Origin of the sequence: Draconibacterium sp., from assembly GCF_041583095.1 — a bacterium.
In the GTDB taxonomy this organism is placed as follows: domain Bacteria; phylum Bacteroidota; class Bacteroidia; order Bacteroidales; family Prolixibacteraceae; genus Draconibacterium.
Genome location: NZ_JBFHGM010000120.1, coordinates 1 through 14,319 on the forward strand (window position 1 = coordinate 1; position 14,319 = coordinate 14,319).

A 14,319-nucleotide genomic window follows, 5' to 3' on the forward strand; every position below is an offset into this window, starting at 1 on the left:
AGGCAACGACTCAATCAGTTGCATGAGATATTTTTTAGCTTCTTCCTTTTCAATACTTTTCTGGTTCAGCCCCGGGTCTTTTTCAGCAAGAATAAGGTTGGGCTCTTCGCTGTATGACAACTCTCCTCTTCGTTTTAGTTTTCGGTAATGCGTTATTGCCGTGTTGTAAGCAATGGTAGCAATCCATGTCGATAATTTTGAATCGCCCCGAAAACGCTTCAGTGTTTTGAAAACTTTTATAAAAACTTCCTGGCAAATGTCCTCCAGTTCATCTTCCTGCTGAATAATGCGTCCAACCACATGCGTTACAAGCCGTTGGTACTTCGATACCAAAAACCTGAACGCATGGTTGTTTCCGTTTAAAACCTGTTGAACCAGTTGCGCATCATTCATAATTATCTCATCAGACTAAACAAGGTAGGCAAATGTTACAATTATTTTTGAAAAGTTTGAAGAATGAAGTCGGAAGACCGACGCCGGGAGTCGGAAGTGGAAGAAGATGGTGGTTTGCAAATCGTTAATTTCCTTTGCAGGATTTGATTTTGAACGGAAAGCCAACGAATAACACTCAGCATTTTATATATTTGCGCAGATTTTTTATAAACGATTGATTCGATCACGATCATAAATAAATTTTACACTGATGAGTTTTGTACAAGAGCTGAAATGGAGAGGCATGTTGCACGATATAATGCCGGGAACTGAAGAACAACTGGAAAAAGAATTAACTGCGGCTTATGTGGGTATCGACCCAACTGCCGACTCGTTGCACATTGGCCACCTGGTAAGTGTTATGATGTTGAAACACCTTCAGATTGCAGGACACCAGCCTATTGCTTTGGTTGGTGGTGCCACCGGAATGATTGGCGATCCATCAGGAAAATCGCAGGAGCGTAACCTGCTCGACGAACCAACACTGCGCCACAACCAGGAATGTATTAAAGCTCAGCTGGCAAAATTCCTCGATTTTGAAAGTAAGGAAGACAACGTAGCGCTTTTGGTAAACAACTACGACTGGATGAAGGAATTTTCATTCCTTGATTTTATTCGCGAAGTGGGTAAACGTATTACCGTAAACTATATGATGGCCAAAGATTCGGTAAAAAAACGTTTGGGCGAAGAATCAAAATCGGGCATGTCGTTCACCGAGTTTACTTACCAGTTGGTGCAGGGCTACGACTTTTACCACTTGTACAAAAACAACAACTGCCGCCTGCAAATGGGTGGATCAGACCAGTGGGGAAACATTACTACCGGAACGGAGTTGATCCGCCGTATGGACGGAGGCGAAGCGTTTGCATTAACCTGTCCGCTTATTACGAAAGCCGACGGTACCAAGTTTGGAAAAACAGAATCGGGCAACGTTTGGCTCGATCCGGAACGTACTTCGCCTTATGCATTCTTCCAGTTTTGGCTGAACACTTCGGATGATGATGCTGAACGTTACATAAAAATATTTACGCTGTTGTCGAAAGAAGAGATCGACTCACTGGTTGCTGCGCACAAGGAAGCACCACATGCCCGTGCATTACAGAAAAAACTGGCTGAGGAAGTAACCATTATGGTTCACTCGCGCGAAGAATATGAAATGGCTGTGGAAGCATCGCAGATCTTGTTTGGAAAAGGTACTGCCGAACAGTTACGCAAACTAAACGAAAGTACTTTCCTTGCTGTGTTTGAAGGCGTTCCTCAATTCAATATCTCAAAAGACGAATTGGCTACCGGTATTAACGTTATCGATTTGCTGGCTGAAAAAACAGAGGTTTTTCCATCGAAAGGTGAATTGCGCCGTACTATACAAGGTAACGGATTGAGCATTAACAAAGATAAGATCAACGATCCGGAGCTGATTGTAAACAACGACTATTTAATTGGCGGAAAATACATTCTGGCACAAAAAGGGAAGAAAAACTACTTCCTTATTATTGCTGAATAATAAGGCGTTTAAATACTAAAAACAGTTCGGGTGCGTTGAAATTACACGATCAAATTGAAACCACACCTTATGGATAACTTTTTTGACAATCAACGTATCCTGCAACTCATCTGGAAACGCAAATTTCATTTTGTACTTGTTGGTGTAATCGCTGTTGTTCTATCGGCCATTTTTTCAGGCCCGGCGTTTATTACGCCCAAATTTAAATCAACGGCGCGCCTCTACCCTACCAACATCTGGACGATGAGTGATGAGTCGGAAACCGAACAAATGCTGGAGATTCTGAATTCGAACGACATCAAGTTCCGGATGTTCGATTCGTTTGATCTGGCCAAAGTATACGACATTAAAAAAAATGATCCGCAGTACATTACGTATATGATTGGCGAGTACAACACCAATGTGAGTACCGGTAAAACCGAATACGAAACCGCTGAAATAAGTGTGTTGGATGAAGACCCGCAACGTGCTTCCGACATGTGCGATTCAATCATTTCGTTTTTCAACCAAAAAGTGCAGGAATTGCATAAAACCAAAGAAAAAGAAATGGTTGACATAACCGGCAAACAGCTCGACAGGAAATATACTGAGCTGAAAGCATACGAACACCAACTGGATAGCATCCGTGAGCAATATGGCATTATCAGCTATAACAACCAGGTTGATGAAATTACCCGTGGTTATATGAATGCCCTGGCGGCAGGACGTGGATCGGCAGGCGATACAAAGAAAATTGAAAAGCTTTATGACAATTTTTCGAAAGAAGGTTCGCGTGCTTACATGCTTGAAAACAAATACAATAAAACTATTCAGGTCATTGATTCACTGTCGATCGTTTATGACACCTACTTAACTGAATACGAAAAAGAAATTACCTACAGCCACGTGGTGGAATACCCGTTTCCGGCTGATAAAAAAGCTTACCCTGTTCGCTGGCTGATCGTTGCTTTTACAACGCTGTCGGCAGTATTTTTTGCACTACTTGTATTCTTGGTACTCGACTACAGAAAAAAAGACTAAAGTGCCACAAAAAGCGGTCATACGAATTGCACTTTTTTATCTCATTTCCATCGGATTTATTGCATTAAATCTTTGGTTTGTGGTAGAAAAACATATGCTGTATGCCAATGTGCTTCCGCTTGTTTTTGCTGTTGTTTTACTGGCCGTTTATTCGTTTGATAAAGTTATTTACCTCATCGCTTTTCTGGCGCCCTTATCCATTCCGCTGCGTGAATATTTGCCCGGAATTGGTTTTGATATGTACATCCCTACCGAGCCACTGCTGTTTGGTTTGCTGCTGCTTTTTATTCTGAAAGTAATTCAGGAACGAGAATTCGATCGGAGAATATTACTTCACCCGGTATCGCTGGCCGTTTACCTGAACCTCTTCTGGATTCTGATTACATGCGTAACCAGCACCATGCCACTGGTTTCGTTTAAATTTTTGCTGATGCGCATTTGGTTTGTGGTGGGACTTTACCTGCTTACTGCCAAAATATTTAAAGAAGGCAAAAACATGGAAAAATATGTCTGGTTGTATGTAATTCCCTTAATCCTGGTAATATTCTATTCTACGTACCGGCATCTGGGTTATGGTTTATGGGATAAACAAGCTGCGCATTTTGTGGTTTCGCCGTTTTACCGCGACCACACTTCGTATGGTGCTGCCACCGCCATATACATCCCGTTTTTGGTAATGTTCATTCTTGGCAAAACTTATTCAAAAAACATCAGGATGCTGGCCGCAGGAGCTCTTGCGGTGGTTACACTTGGATTTTTGTTATCGTACAGTCGCGCGGCATGGCTGAGTATAATCGTTGCATTTGGCGTATGGACCATCATAAAACTTCGCATCCGGTTTAAGCCACTTTTTATTACACTTATTACGATAATTGGTTTGTTCCTTGTCTTCCAATCTCAGATTTTAATGAAACTGGAGCAGAACTCTGAAGAATCGTCGGCCAATATAATGACACACATTTCGTCGATGTCGAACATAAGCTCCGATGCCTCGAACCTGGAGCGTATTAACCGCTGGAGTTGCGCCGTGCGCATGTTTGCCGACAAACCCGTGGTTGGTTATGGCCCGGGAACCTACATGTTTAAATATGCCAGATACCAGTTAAGCAAAGATCGCACAATTATCAGTACCAACTCAGCCGATGGAGGAAATGCTCACAGCGAATACCTTGGCCCCATGGCAGAGTCGGGGATGCTTGGTTTGGCAACTTACCTGTTAATTATAATCCTGGTGATTTATACAGCCGTAAATACTTATACCCGCTTATCAGATTACCGGCTTCGGTCGATTGTTTTAGCGGCACTTATTGGGCTGGTTACCTACTACATCCACGGTTTTTTGAATAACTTTCTGGATACTGACAAGATATCGGTGCCGTTTTGGGGATTCACGGCAATGATCGTTGCCATTGATATTCTTTCCAGAAAACAGGAAAAAGATATGGAACTGAAACAAGGTTAATTCAGGTAAGCGCTCAATTCTGCAATTTTCATTTGTCGGTCCATTGAAAAGGAAATGCTTTCGCGTTCCACCTTTTGCAAAATGAAATATGATTTTCTAAAAAAATCCAAACGTTTATCATCCGAGGCGGCCAGCTCGCCCTGTTCTTTTAGCACAAAAGCCACCATTTCCAATTGTTCGTTTACCAGGTTTTTATCTTTCTCCAATAAATCGATCAAAGCTTCAACCGAAAGTTTCTCCACATCTTCATCAATTTTCAGGTACTCGTAAAAAAACTGAATTTGCTTTTCAGCCTCTTCATCTTCGCCTTTTCTGCGGTGACGCAAAATTTTCTGGATGACTTCAAACAACATCATCAGCTGCCGCATTAAATAATCTTTCTCAACTCCCATGGTAAAAACTGTGATTCGTGTTCTGAAAGATAAGTCAATTTGGCTACTTTTGAAAAAAATTTGAGAATGGGATATTTCGATGACCTTTTTCCTGACAGATACGAGGAAGAATTAAAGGAAGGGAAAGATTTTTACATGGAAAATGGTTACCGGGTGATGACCGAATAATACCTGACAAACCGCGGCTACTGTTGTGCCAACGGATGCCGCCACTGCCCGTACTGGCCAAAAGCGCAAAAAGGAAATACCAATCTCAGAAAAAAATAGTTATGCAAGGAAAAGACCTGAGAATCGTTTTTATGGGAACGCCCGATTTTGCCGTGGCCAGTTTACAGGCCCTGGTTGAAGGCGGTTACAATATTGTTGGTGTAATTACAGCGCCCGACAAACCGGCAGGACGTGGAAAAAAACTCCACGAATCGGCGGTAAAACAATATGCTGTTGAACAAGGACTAAATGTTCTGCAACCCGAAAAACTTAAAAACCCGGATTTCCTGAATGAACTAAGAGCTTTGGAAGCCGACTTACAGGTGGTTGTAGCCTTCAGAATGTTACCCGAAGTGGTTTGGGATATGCCGCGTTTGGGCACTTTTAATTTGCATGGATCTTTACTACCACAGTATCGCGGCGCTGCCCCGCTGAACTGGGCCGTAATAAACGGCGAAACAAAAACCGGGGTAACAACTTTTTTGCTGGCTCATGAAATTGATACCGGTAAAATACTTTTCCGCAAAGAAATTGACATTTGGGAAAACGACACCGTTGGAACGATCCACGATGCACTGATGGGCATTGGCGCCAAACTGGTTGTTGAAACTGTTGATGCACTGGCATCGGGAGATTATAAAGCCATCCCACAGGAAGAGCTGGTTGCCGAAGGTGAAGAAATAAAACATGCCCCGAAGATTTTCAAGGAAGACTGTAAAATAGATTGGTCGGCCGATGCAGATGCGGTCCGTAATCTTATTCGCGGACTATCGCCCTACCCTGCTGCCTGGAGCACCTTAAAACACAAAGAAACAGGTAAGGCAACTGCCACCAAAATATTTATGGCTATGCGCGTTGAGGACAATAAAAACACGCCTCCGGGAACATTGGAAAGCGATGGTAAAAACTTTCTAAAAGTTGCTTGTTCCAATGGCTGGCTGCAAATTACTGATTTGCAAATTGCCGGTAAAAAAAGAATGAAAATTCAGGATTTTCTGAGGGGATTTCAGCAGATTGGAGATTATACTTTTCAATAAGAAAAAATTAGTGATAGCATCACTTTGAGTGATACTATCACTAAGTAAATAGGCTATTTCTTAACGGCTTTCCCGTTCATAATAAAGAAGTAGATCAGAAATCCCAGCGAAATACAAACCATCAAAATTCCCAGTGGTAAAACGGCATCACGGCCTCTAACCAATTCACGGTTAAATAATCCCATTACTTCAATGATGATAAAACCCAAACCGGTCATTAAGGCAACCAATCCCCATTTCAACGAAGGATAACGATTCGTTTCATCATTTTCAACTTTTGGCTCTTCCAAAATACCTACGCGGTCATACTGTTCGGCCTTAATCAATTTCCGTTTTAATAAGTGGGTAGAAAATAGTTTGATAATGTGATATGCTCCAAAAAATACTACGCCTACTGCAATTAATTCTTCCATAATTATTGTTTTAAAATTTATTTTCTGACCGTTTGACTACAGGGAAGAACAAAATGTTGCAACTTTTTTAAAATAAATTCAGAGCAAATTAATTGCATCCAGAGAAGCGAGTAATATTACTGTGAAAAATACGATGTTGTAAATAAACGAAAGTGCGAAGAATTTAAGCACCACCTTACCAATTGATTGCCCGTAAAATTTCTTTAATGCGATAATAATATAAACGGGAACCGACAAGAACAAAATCCCTGACACATTTGCAATGTCTTTATCAAATATCAAGTACAGGCCAATTATGGCGGTCATTACCAAAAAAATAAAGGTATGGATGTGAATGGAAAAAACCAGGTGCCGCATATAATTATGGCGCCGACGAATATAAATAAGCTTTAAGATAAGCGCAAAAAGTGGCAGCAACAGGAAAAAAGCGTAAGAAATGTATTTGAGTATTTTTGCAATGGTTGCTTCAGGAGAGCGCAACATTCTGATATTTTCCTGTAATTCGGCACGTTTCTCCGGATCTTTCTCCTCTTCCATCTCCCTTTCCATTTTGTCGGCATAATCATTCAATGCCAGTCTTATATTCCGTGCTCCACCCCAATTACCCAAATTTATTTTATTTGCCGATTTGGCAATGTCGATACTATCCAACTGTATTTTTCCCTTACCCAGAACGTTGTCCAGTGCCTGCTTTTCTTCCGGTTCTATTTGGTCGTTTACCTGGTTAAAAATAGAATCGGCTGCCGCTACGGAGATAGAGTCGAGCCCCAATTTTGCATCTTTCAAATCCGAATCCAATACCGTTGATAAACCACGATTGGTAACAATTTGCAACAACAAAAACAGTATAAAACTCACAAAAACAAAAATGCGCATTGGCGGGGTATACCTAACTCTTCGACCGGCAAAATACTCTTTGGTAAGAAAACCCGGACGCGCCACTAATCCAAAAAGCGTTTGAAAAAAACGGGTATCGAAAGCAAAAAAATCGCCGAGAAAATTGAAAAATATAAACCCAAAAGGTTTATCGTACTCTTTAACTGCCTGGCTACAATTCGGACAGAAATGCCCCGAAAAATTTGTTCCACAGTTTAAACAATCAACATCGATGTGCCAGGTGGATTTATCTTTCCCCTTAAAACGCTCTTTTAGTTCAGACCACATTTTCATATTCGCGATTCTCTTTCATATCAATTTCCCATCCTTCAATAAACGGGAAGATCGATGGTGCAAACGATCGAATCGGTTCATACATACGTGAATTTTCTTTGGCTTCGCGCGAAAGAATATGCACGTCCTCATCGATTTTGTCAAAAATAACCAATATTATGCTTAATATCAAGGCCGATTTTAAAACACCGAAAACCAGTCCGGCCAGTTTATTGGCAAATCCCAACAAAACGGTTTCGGCCATTTTACTTACCGCACTGCCAACAATGTGCACCAAAATTACAATAACTACAAAGGTGATTACAAACGAAATGATATTCATGTGTTTCGAATGCATGTTGAAATTCTCGATCAGAAATTCGGTGGTAACGTATGAAAATTTAATAGCTCCCCAAATTCCTAAAATGAGCGCTGCAATGGAGGCCACCTCTGAAATAAGACCTTTACTAAATCCATTTATTGCCGACAGTAGCAACAAAATGCCTAAAATAATATCGATGTAGTTCATACTTTAATTTCTATGGATGTTAGGTTTCCCGAAACAATTTGCAGCGGTAAATATAAAAATTCGCGATCAGTTAAAAAACCGGCCAATCGGCCAGCGAACAGATTTTATGGTTAAACGAACTTTTTCCTCAATTTATTTTTCAGGGCGCGCAATTATTGCCTTTTTCAAGATGACTTTTGATTGCATATTTGATACATTTATTCATAAATTTGGACTTCATAAAATTAAACGAAACAGATGCCTCTCATAAATTCAGTTATCAAGTGGGTGAATATAAAACGTGCCTACCAAATACAGTATTACCGCGAATATCCACATGAAATTCAAAATGAAACCTTATTTGAGCTTTTGCAAAGTGCGAAAGATACGCAATGGGGTAAGGCACACAATTTTGATGATGTAACCTCGTACCGCGAATTTCAAAAAGCAATGCCTTTGCAAACTTACGAAGATGTAAAACCATACATCGACCGTTTGCGCCAGGGCGAAAAAAACCTGCTTTGGCCGGGCGAGGTAAAGTGGTTTGCCAAGTCGAGCGGAACCACCAGCGACAAAAGCAAGTTTATTCCGGTTACCAACGAAGCACTGGAAGAATGCCATTTGCGCGGCCCAAAAGATATTTTTGCCCAGTATATTACCTCCAATCCCGAATCGAAAGTTTTAAAAGGAAAAATACTGACTTTGGGAGGCAGCCATCGTGTCAGCTCTTTTAACAACAATTCGTTTCATGGCGATTTGTCGGCCATTATGATCGAGAACGAGCCGTTTTGGTCGGACCTGTTCCGTACACCGGCAGCCGAAATTGCCCTCATCGAAGAGTTTGAAGAGAAAGTAGAAAAGATAATCGATACCACCCTCGACCAGAATGTTACTGCTTTTGCAGGTGTTCCGTCGTGGTACCTGGTATTGTTTAAACGCGTGCTGGAAAAAACCGGCAAATCGAACCTGCTGGAAGTGTGGCCCAACCTGGAAGTGTTTGCGCACGGAGGTGTAAATTTTGAGCCCTACCGCGAGCAGTACCGGAAAATTATTCCTTCGCCACAAATGCATTATGTGGAAACCTACAACGCATCGGAAGGTTTTTTTGGCATCCAGGATAACGAGCACCAGGACGACATGCTTTTAATGCTCGACTATGGTATTTACTATGAGTTTATACCTATGTCGGAATTTGGTAGCGAAAACCCAACGGTTATCAATCTTAAGGACGTGGAACTGGACCAAAATTATGCCATGGTAATTTCTACCAATGCCGGGTTGTGGCGTTATGTAATTGGCGACACCATAAAATTTACCTGCAAATACCCGTTCAAGATAAAAGTAACGGGCCGCACCAAACATTTTATTAATGCCTTTGGCGAAGAGCTAATCATCGACAATGCCGAGCAAGCGCTAAAAGTGGCCTGCCACCACACCGGGGCTATTGTAAACGAATACACCGCCGGACCGGTATTTATGAGCGACAACAACAAAGGCGCCCACCAGTGGATTATTGAATTTGCCAGGGAACCAAAAGACATCGATCACTTTAAAACGATACTGGATAATTCGTTAAAAACGCTAAACTCGGATTACGAAGCCAAGCGCCACAAAAACATGACCCTTGAAATGCTGCATCTTACGGTGGCACCAAAAGGCACGTTTTACAACTGGATGAAACAACGCGGTAAGGTTGGCGGACAGAATAAAATTCCGCGCCTGGCCAATAACCGAAAATATCTCGACGAACTTATGAACATTCTGGGGACCGACAGGTAATTTTTTTATACTTTAGAATTTCAAAAAAAAATATATTGAATATGCACATTGCGATAGCGGGTAACATTGGTGCCGGTAAGACAACACTGACCGGACTTTTGGCGAAACACTATAAATGGACCCCACATTACGAAGACGTAGACGAAAACCCTTATCTGAATGACTTTTACAACGACATGCAACGCTGGTCGTTTAACCTGCAGATATACTTCCTGAATTCGCGTTTTAAACAGATTATCGATATCCGCAAGTCGGGAAAAACGATTATACAAGACCGTACAATTTACGAGGATGCCGAAATTTTTGCTCCCAACCTGCACGCCATGGGATTGATGAGCACCCGTGATTTTGGCAACTACAAATCATTGTTCGATTTGATGGCCAGCCTTATTCAGCCGCCTGATTTGCTAATTTATTTACGCGCATCGATTCCAACATTGGTAAATCAAATTCAGAAGCGGGGCCGTGAATACGAAAACTCGATTCGTTTGGATTATCTGAAACAGCTAAACGAGCGTTACGAAAACTGGATAAGTAGTTATAAAATGGGGAAATTGCTGGTGATTAATGTTGACGACCTTGATTTTACCGCCAATCCCGAAGACCTTAGTTTTGTTATCGACAGGATCGATGCACAAATCCACGGTTTATTTCAGTAGCTTAGATATAAAATAAAAACTGTCATTTCGAATGAAGAATGACTGAGAATTGAAAATCAGCGGAGCTAAACCTTTAGCAGATTTTTCTCCGTCAGCCGACTGATCGAAATGACAGTTTTTTTATGCTTTAATTTTAACCAACAATCTTTGCAATTTCAGCTTTTACTTCCGGCCATTGTTCGTCGGCGAGGTTTGGCCCCATTACTTCCACAACTTTGCCCGATACCAGCGCCGCAATCTTTCCGCATTTTTCCAGATCGTAGCCATTTGTTAGGCCATAAAAGAAACCGGCAGCATATGCATCGCCTGCCCCTGTGGTATCAAGGGCTTTCGCAGGAATAACTCCAACACGAGCAATCGCATCACCTTGTTTAATCATCGAGCCGTCTTTACCCACTTTTACAACAGCAATTTTGTTGCCTTTTGCAATTTCGTGAAGTGCTGCTTCCGGATCCAGCCCGGTGTATGATTTAGCTTCCTCTTCGTTGGCAAAAACAATATCAACATAATCACGGATCAGCTCTTTCAGAAAATCGAGATTAGCCTCCACTACGTTAAAGCTCGACAGATCGATAGCAATTTTTACACCTGCTTTTTTAGCAGCAACGGCGCAGGCTTTTATCAGGTCGTGATTAAAAACCAGGTAGCCCTCGATGTAAACATATTCGTAGCCGGCAAACAGCTCTTCGGTCACCTCTTCAGGTAGCATTTCGGCAGCTGCGCCCAGGTAGGTTGCCATTGTTCTTTCCGAGTCGGGACTTACCAGTCCCATCACTCTTCCCGTTGCATTTTCACTATGAAACAAATGTGTTTTTACACCGCGTTTTTCAAAGTCGTTGCGAAAAAGATCGCCCAATTCATCACGACCAATCTTTCCCATATATCCGGCATTACCGCCCAGGTTAGCCAGCGCTCGAATGGAATTGGCAACCGATCCGCCGGTGGCCAATTCACTCCTTTCAGTGAAAGTAGCATCGTAAATCGTTTTCGACTGATCGGCATCAACCAGCGTCATACTGCCTCGTGGTAAACCAAACTGTACAAGCAAAGCATCGCTCTCCAAAACCGAAATTACATCAACCAAAGCGTTACCCATACCCAGTACCGCAGGAATATTTTGTTTTGTCATTTTATCGAATTTTAAATGCCGCAAATATCAGTATTTTTATTGAGCCGGTAAAACCATGAACTTTCAATACGCGGCTCATTCTTACTATACATTCTCCATAAACCTATGTAATAGAATTTTGTTTTGTAAAAAAGCAAAGAAAGATCATGAAAATTAAGGCTAACACACCCGATGAATATGTAGCTCAACTCCCCGAAGAAAGACAACAAGCAGTTTTAAAACTTCGGGAGATCTTTCGCTCGAAACTACCAGAAGGTTTTCAGGAAACAATGAGTTATGGAATGATCGGTTATGTTGTTCCTCACTCCGTTTATCCTGCAGGCTATCATTGCGACACGAAATTACCACTCCCTTTTATTAATCTCGCCTCGCAAAAAAATTTCATTGCACTTTATCACATGGGAATTTATGCCAATAAAAACCTGCTGGATTGGTTCGTTACCGAATATCCAAACTACTGCACAACAAAACCCGATATGGGAAAAAGCTGTATTCGTTTTAAAAAAATCGATCAAATTCCGTACGACCTCATTACTGAGCTAGCAACAAAAATGACTGTTTCTGATTGGATCAATCTTTACGAAAAGCAGATTAAACGCTAAACAACAAGCTTTTAGAAAACAATTCCGCAATCCAGTCTAAATTCAACTCCCATTCCACTCCAGATTTATTTTCTTGTTATTTGCATCTTTTTGTTACATTTACAATATGAAATAAAAATCTTCATGTTGTGAAAGAAACGGAGTGCGATTTTGCACCCGCTACAGAAGCTGAAAGAATTAATAAATCGCAATATATTATGAACTACAAAATCACAATTGTCATGCTATTAACAGCATTGCTTGGAGCATGTACACAAAAATCTCCTCAAAAAGAATCATTTACCTCATCATTGCTGCAGTACGATGAACAGATCGATGGTATCATTTCGCAAATGACACTGGATGAAAAGGTAAACATGTTGCACGGAAAGTACATGTTTGTATCGGCCGGAATTGAGCGCCTGGGTATTGCCGACATGGTTTATGCCGACGGGCCGTTTGGTATTCGCGAGGAAATGGAGCCCAAAAGCTGGGCACCGCTTGGCTGGGAAAACGACAAAGCCACATTCTTTCCTACCGGATCGGCGCTGGCTGCCACCTGGAGTCCGGAGCTGGCATATGCTTACGGAACAGGAATGGCAAAAGAAGCCCGTTTACGCGGAAAAGACGTAATCCTTGGGCCGGCCATCAATATTCAGCGAATTCCTACCGGCGGACGTACTTACGAGTACATGAGCGAAGATCCGTTCCTAAGCTCACAACTGGCAGTGCAATACACAAAAGGTGCGCAGGACAATGGTGTTGCGGCCTGTTTAAAACACTATGCACTGAACAACCAGGAGAACAACCGCGGAACGGTTAACGTAATTGTTGGCGAACGTGCCATGCGCGAAATTTACCTGCCACCATTTAAAGCAGCCGTTCAGGAAGCAGATGCTTACAGTGTTATGGCGGCCTACAATAAAGTAAACGGCTGGTGGTGTGCCGAAAACGATGTACTGCTAAACCAGATTCTGCGCGATGAATGGGGATTTGGCGGATTTGTAGTGTCGGATTGGAATGGCACACACTCTTCTGTTGAATCGGTAAAACACGGACTGAACGTTGAAATGCCCGACAGCCGGTATTTGGGCGCTGCCTTGCTCGACTCGGTAAAAGCCGGTGCAGTTTCGGAAGAAGTAATCGACCAGCGTGTACGTGAGATTTTGCGCGTGCGTTTGGCGATCGAGCCGATTCCTGCCGAAGAGGCGAACAAGGTAGTTACTTCGCAACCCGAAAGCCAGAAAATTGCTTACGATGTGGCTTGTAAATCGGTAGTATTGCTGAAAAACGAAGGTATTCTTCCGCTCGATTTGAGCCAAAAACCACTGATTGCGGTAATTGGCGAAAACGCCGTTCGCGAAATGGGAAGCGGTGGTATTGGTGCAGGCGTTAAAACGCTGTACGAAGTTACTCCGCTTGAAGGATTGAAAAACAGAATTGGCGACAAAGCCGAAATTCAGTATGCACAGGGTTATGTTCCGGTGGAGCTGGATTTCGCACGTATTTTCGGAGGCAAATCACAGGAAGATATCGACCGTGAGGATAAAGAAAAAGCAGTACTGAACAAAAAGCTAAATAAAGAAGCGGTTGAACTGGCTGCCAAAGCCGACATTGTATTGTTTATTGGTGGAGACAACCGTGCCGTGGAAACCGAAGCCAACGACCGCGAAAACATCTTCCTGCCATCGGGACAAGACGATTTGATTAAACAATTAAGTGCGGTAAACGAAAATATCGTAACGGTACTGGTTAGTGGCGCACCCAACGATTTGAACACCGTAAAACCGCTGTCGAAAGCCTTGTTGCAATCATGGTTTAACGGCACCGAAGGCGGAAATGCACTGGCCGACATCCTGGTTGGAAATATTTCGCCAAGCGGACGTTTGCCGTTTACCCTGCCAATAAAACTGGAAGATTCGCCGGCTTATGCGCTGGGCAACTATCCGCAGGGAGCAAAAAAAGGCGATATTTTTGTTGACCTTGTTGAAGAAAAAGAATCGGAAGCACACGCTGCCGACGGAAAGCTGGAAAACGATCCGAACAC

General features: G+C 42.3%; 14 protein-coding genes and 1 pseudogene. 9 read left to right on the forward strand and 6 right to left on the reverse strand.

The window, feature by feature from the left end; genetic code table 11:
* Positions 1-393: RNA polymerase sigma factor (locus ABZB17_RS12320; RefSeq protein ID WP_372650635.1), on the reverse strand; the 393-nt coding region annotated here is incomplete at its 3' end.
* Between the two features lie 250 nt (positions 394-643).
* On the opposite strand from ABZB17_RS12320, the gene tyrS reads away from it, so the two are divergent.
* The 3 genes from tyrS to ABZB17_RS12335 all read left to right on the forward strand — a co-directional run bounded on the left by tyrS (position 644) and on the right by ABZB17_RS12335 (position 4,418).
* Positions 644-1,936: a tyrosine--tRNA ligase gene (gene tyrS, locus ABZB17_RS12325; RefSeq protein ID WP_372650636.1), complete on the forward strand. Its 1,293-nt coding sequence runs from the start codon at positions 644-646 to the stop codon at positions 1,934-1,936.
* 69 nt (positions 1,937-2,005) lie between these two features.
* Positions 2,006-2,956: a Wzz/FepE/Etk N-terminal domain-containing protein gene (locus ABZB17_RS12330; protein ID WP_372650638.1), complete on the forward strand. Its 951-nt coding sequence runs from the start codon at positions 2,006-2,008 to the stop codon at positions 2,954-2,956.
* A gap of 1 nt (position 2,957) precedes the next feature.
* Positions 2,958-4,418, forward strand: coding sequence for an O-antigen ligase family protein (locus tag ABZB17_RS12335; RefSeq protein WP_372650640.1), 1,461 nt, complete (start codon positions 2,958-2,960; stop codon positions 4,416-4,418).
* Here the strand turns inward: ABZB17_RS12335 and ABZB17_RS12340 are convergent.
* On the reverse strand, positions 4,415-4,810 hold the full coding sequence (locus ABZB17_RS12340; protein WP_045026560.1) for a hypothetical protein: 396 nt from the start codon (positions 4,808-4,810) through the stop codon (positions 4,415-4,417). The genes ABZB17_RS12335 and ABZB17_RS12340 overlap by 4 nt on opposite strands.
* A 168-nt stretch (positions 4,811-4,978) precedes the next feature.
* Here ABZB17_RS12340 and ABZB17_RS12345 point away from each other — a divergent pair.
* Together ABZB17_RS12345 and fmt are read left to right on the forward strand one after the other, a co-directional pair.
* Positions 4,979-5,077 (forward strand): annotated as a pseudogene (locus ABZB17_RS12345) (DUF5522 domain-containing protein); the annotation flags it as partial.
* 2 nt (positions 5,078-5,079) lie between these two features.
* On the forward strand, positions 5,080-6,054 hold the full coding sequence (fmt, locus tag ABZB17_RS12350) for a methionyl-tRNA formyltransferase (RefSeq protein ID WP_372650642.1): 975 nt from the start codon (positions 5,080-5,082) through the stop codon (positions 6,052-6,054).
* Positions 6,055-6,107: 53 nt separating this feature from the next.
* On the opposite strand, the gene ABZB17_RS12355 is transcribed toward fmt, so the two are convergent.
* The 3 genes from ABZB17_RS12355 to ABZB17_RS12365 form a co-directional block, all read right to left on the reverse strand.
* Entirely contained in the window at positions 6,108-6,467 is a 360-nt protein-coding gene (locus ABZB17_RS12355) for a DUF6249 domain-containing protein (RefSeq protein ID WP_372650643.1), read from the reverse strand.
* Positions 6,468-6,545: 78 nt separating this feature from the next.
* On the reverse strand, positions 6,546-7,637 hold the full coding sequence (locus ABZB17_RS12360; protein ID WP_372650645.1) for a DUF3667 domain-containing protein: 1,092 nt from the start codon (positions 7,635-7,637) through the stop codon (positions 6,546-6,548).
* Positions 7,621-8,145, reverse strand: coding sequence for a CvpA family protein (locus tag ABZB17_RS12365; RefSeq protein ID WP_372650646.1), 525 nt, complete (start codon positions 8,143-8,145; stop codon positions 7,621-7,623). The genes ABZB17_RS12360 and ABZB17_RS12365 overlap by 17 nt, the downstream gene beginning before the upstream one ends.
* Before the next feature lie 237 nt (positions 8,146-8,382).
* Between ABZB17_RS12365 and ABZB17_RS12370 the strand changes: the two genes are divergently transcribed.
* Positions 8,383-9,903 (forward strand): GH3 auxin-responsive promoter family protein, encoded by a 1,521-nt coding sequence (locus tag ABZB17_RS12370; protein ID WP_372650647.1) that lies wholly within the window; start codon positions 8,383-8,385, stop codon positions 9,901-9,903.
* 41 nt (positions 9,904-9,944) lie between these two features.
* A complete protein-coding gene (locus ABZB17_RS12375; RefSeq protein WP_045026537.1) occupies positions 9,945-10,562 on the forward strand; it encodes a deoxynucleoside kinase in 618 nt (205 codons plus the stop codon).
* A 133-nt stretch (positions 10,563-10,695) separates the two neighbouring features.
* Here ABZB17_RS12375 and ABZB17_RS12380 read toward each other — a convergent pair whose 3' ends face one another.
* Positions 10,696-11,691, reverse strand: a complete 996-nt coding sequence (locus ABZB17_RS12380; protein ID WP_372650649.1) for an adenosine kinase — start codon at positions 11,689-11,691, stop codon at positions 10,696-10,698.
* Positions 11,692-11,837: 146 nt separating this feature from the next.
* Here ABZB17_RS12380 and ABZB17_RS12385 point away from each other — a divergent pair, with 146 nt between their 5' ends.
* Both ABZB17_RS12385 and ABZB17_RS12390 read left to right on the forward strand, forming a co-directional pair.
* Positions 11,838-12,293 carry a DUF1801 domain-containing protein gene (locus ABZB17_RS12385; protein WP_372650651.1) on the forward strand — a complete coding sequence of 152 codons (456 nt, stop codon included), beginning with the start codon at positions 11,838-11,840 and terminating at the stop codon, positions 12,291-12,293.
* 221 nt (positions 12,294-12,514) lie between these two features.
* On the forward strand, positions 12,515-14,319 hold a 1,805-nt coding region (locus ABZB17_RS12390), incomplete at its 3' end, for a glycoside hydrolase family 3 protein (RefSeq protein WP_372650653.1).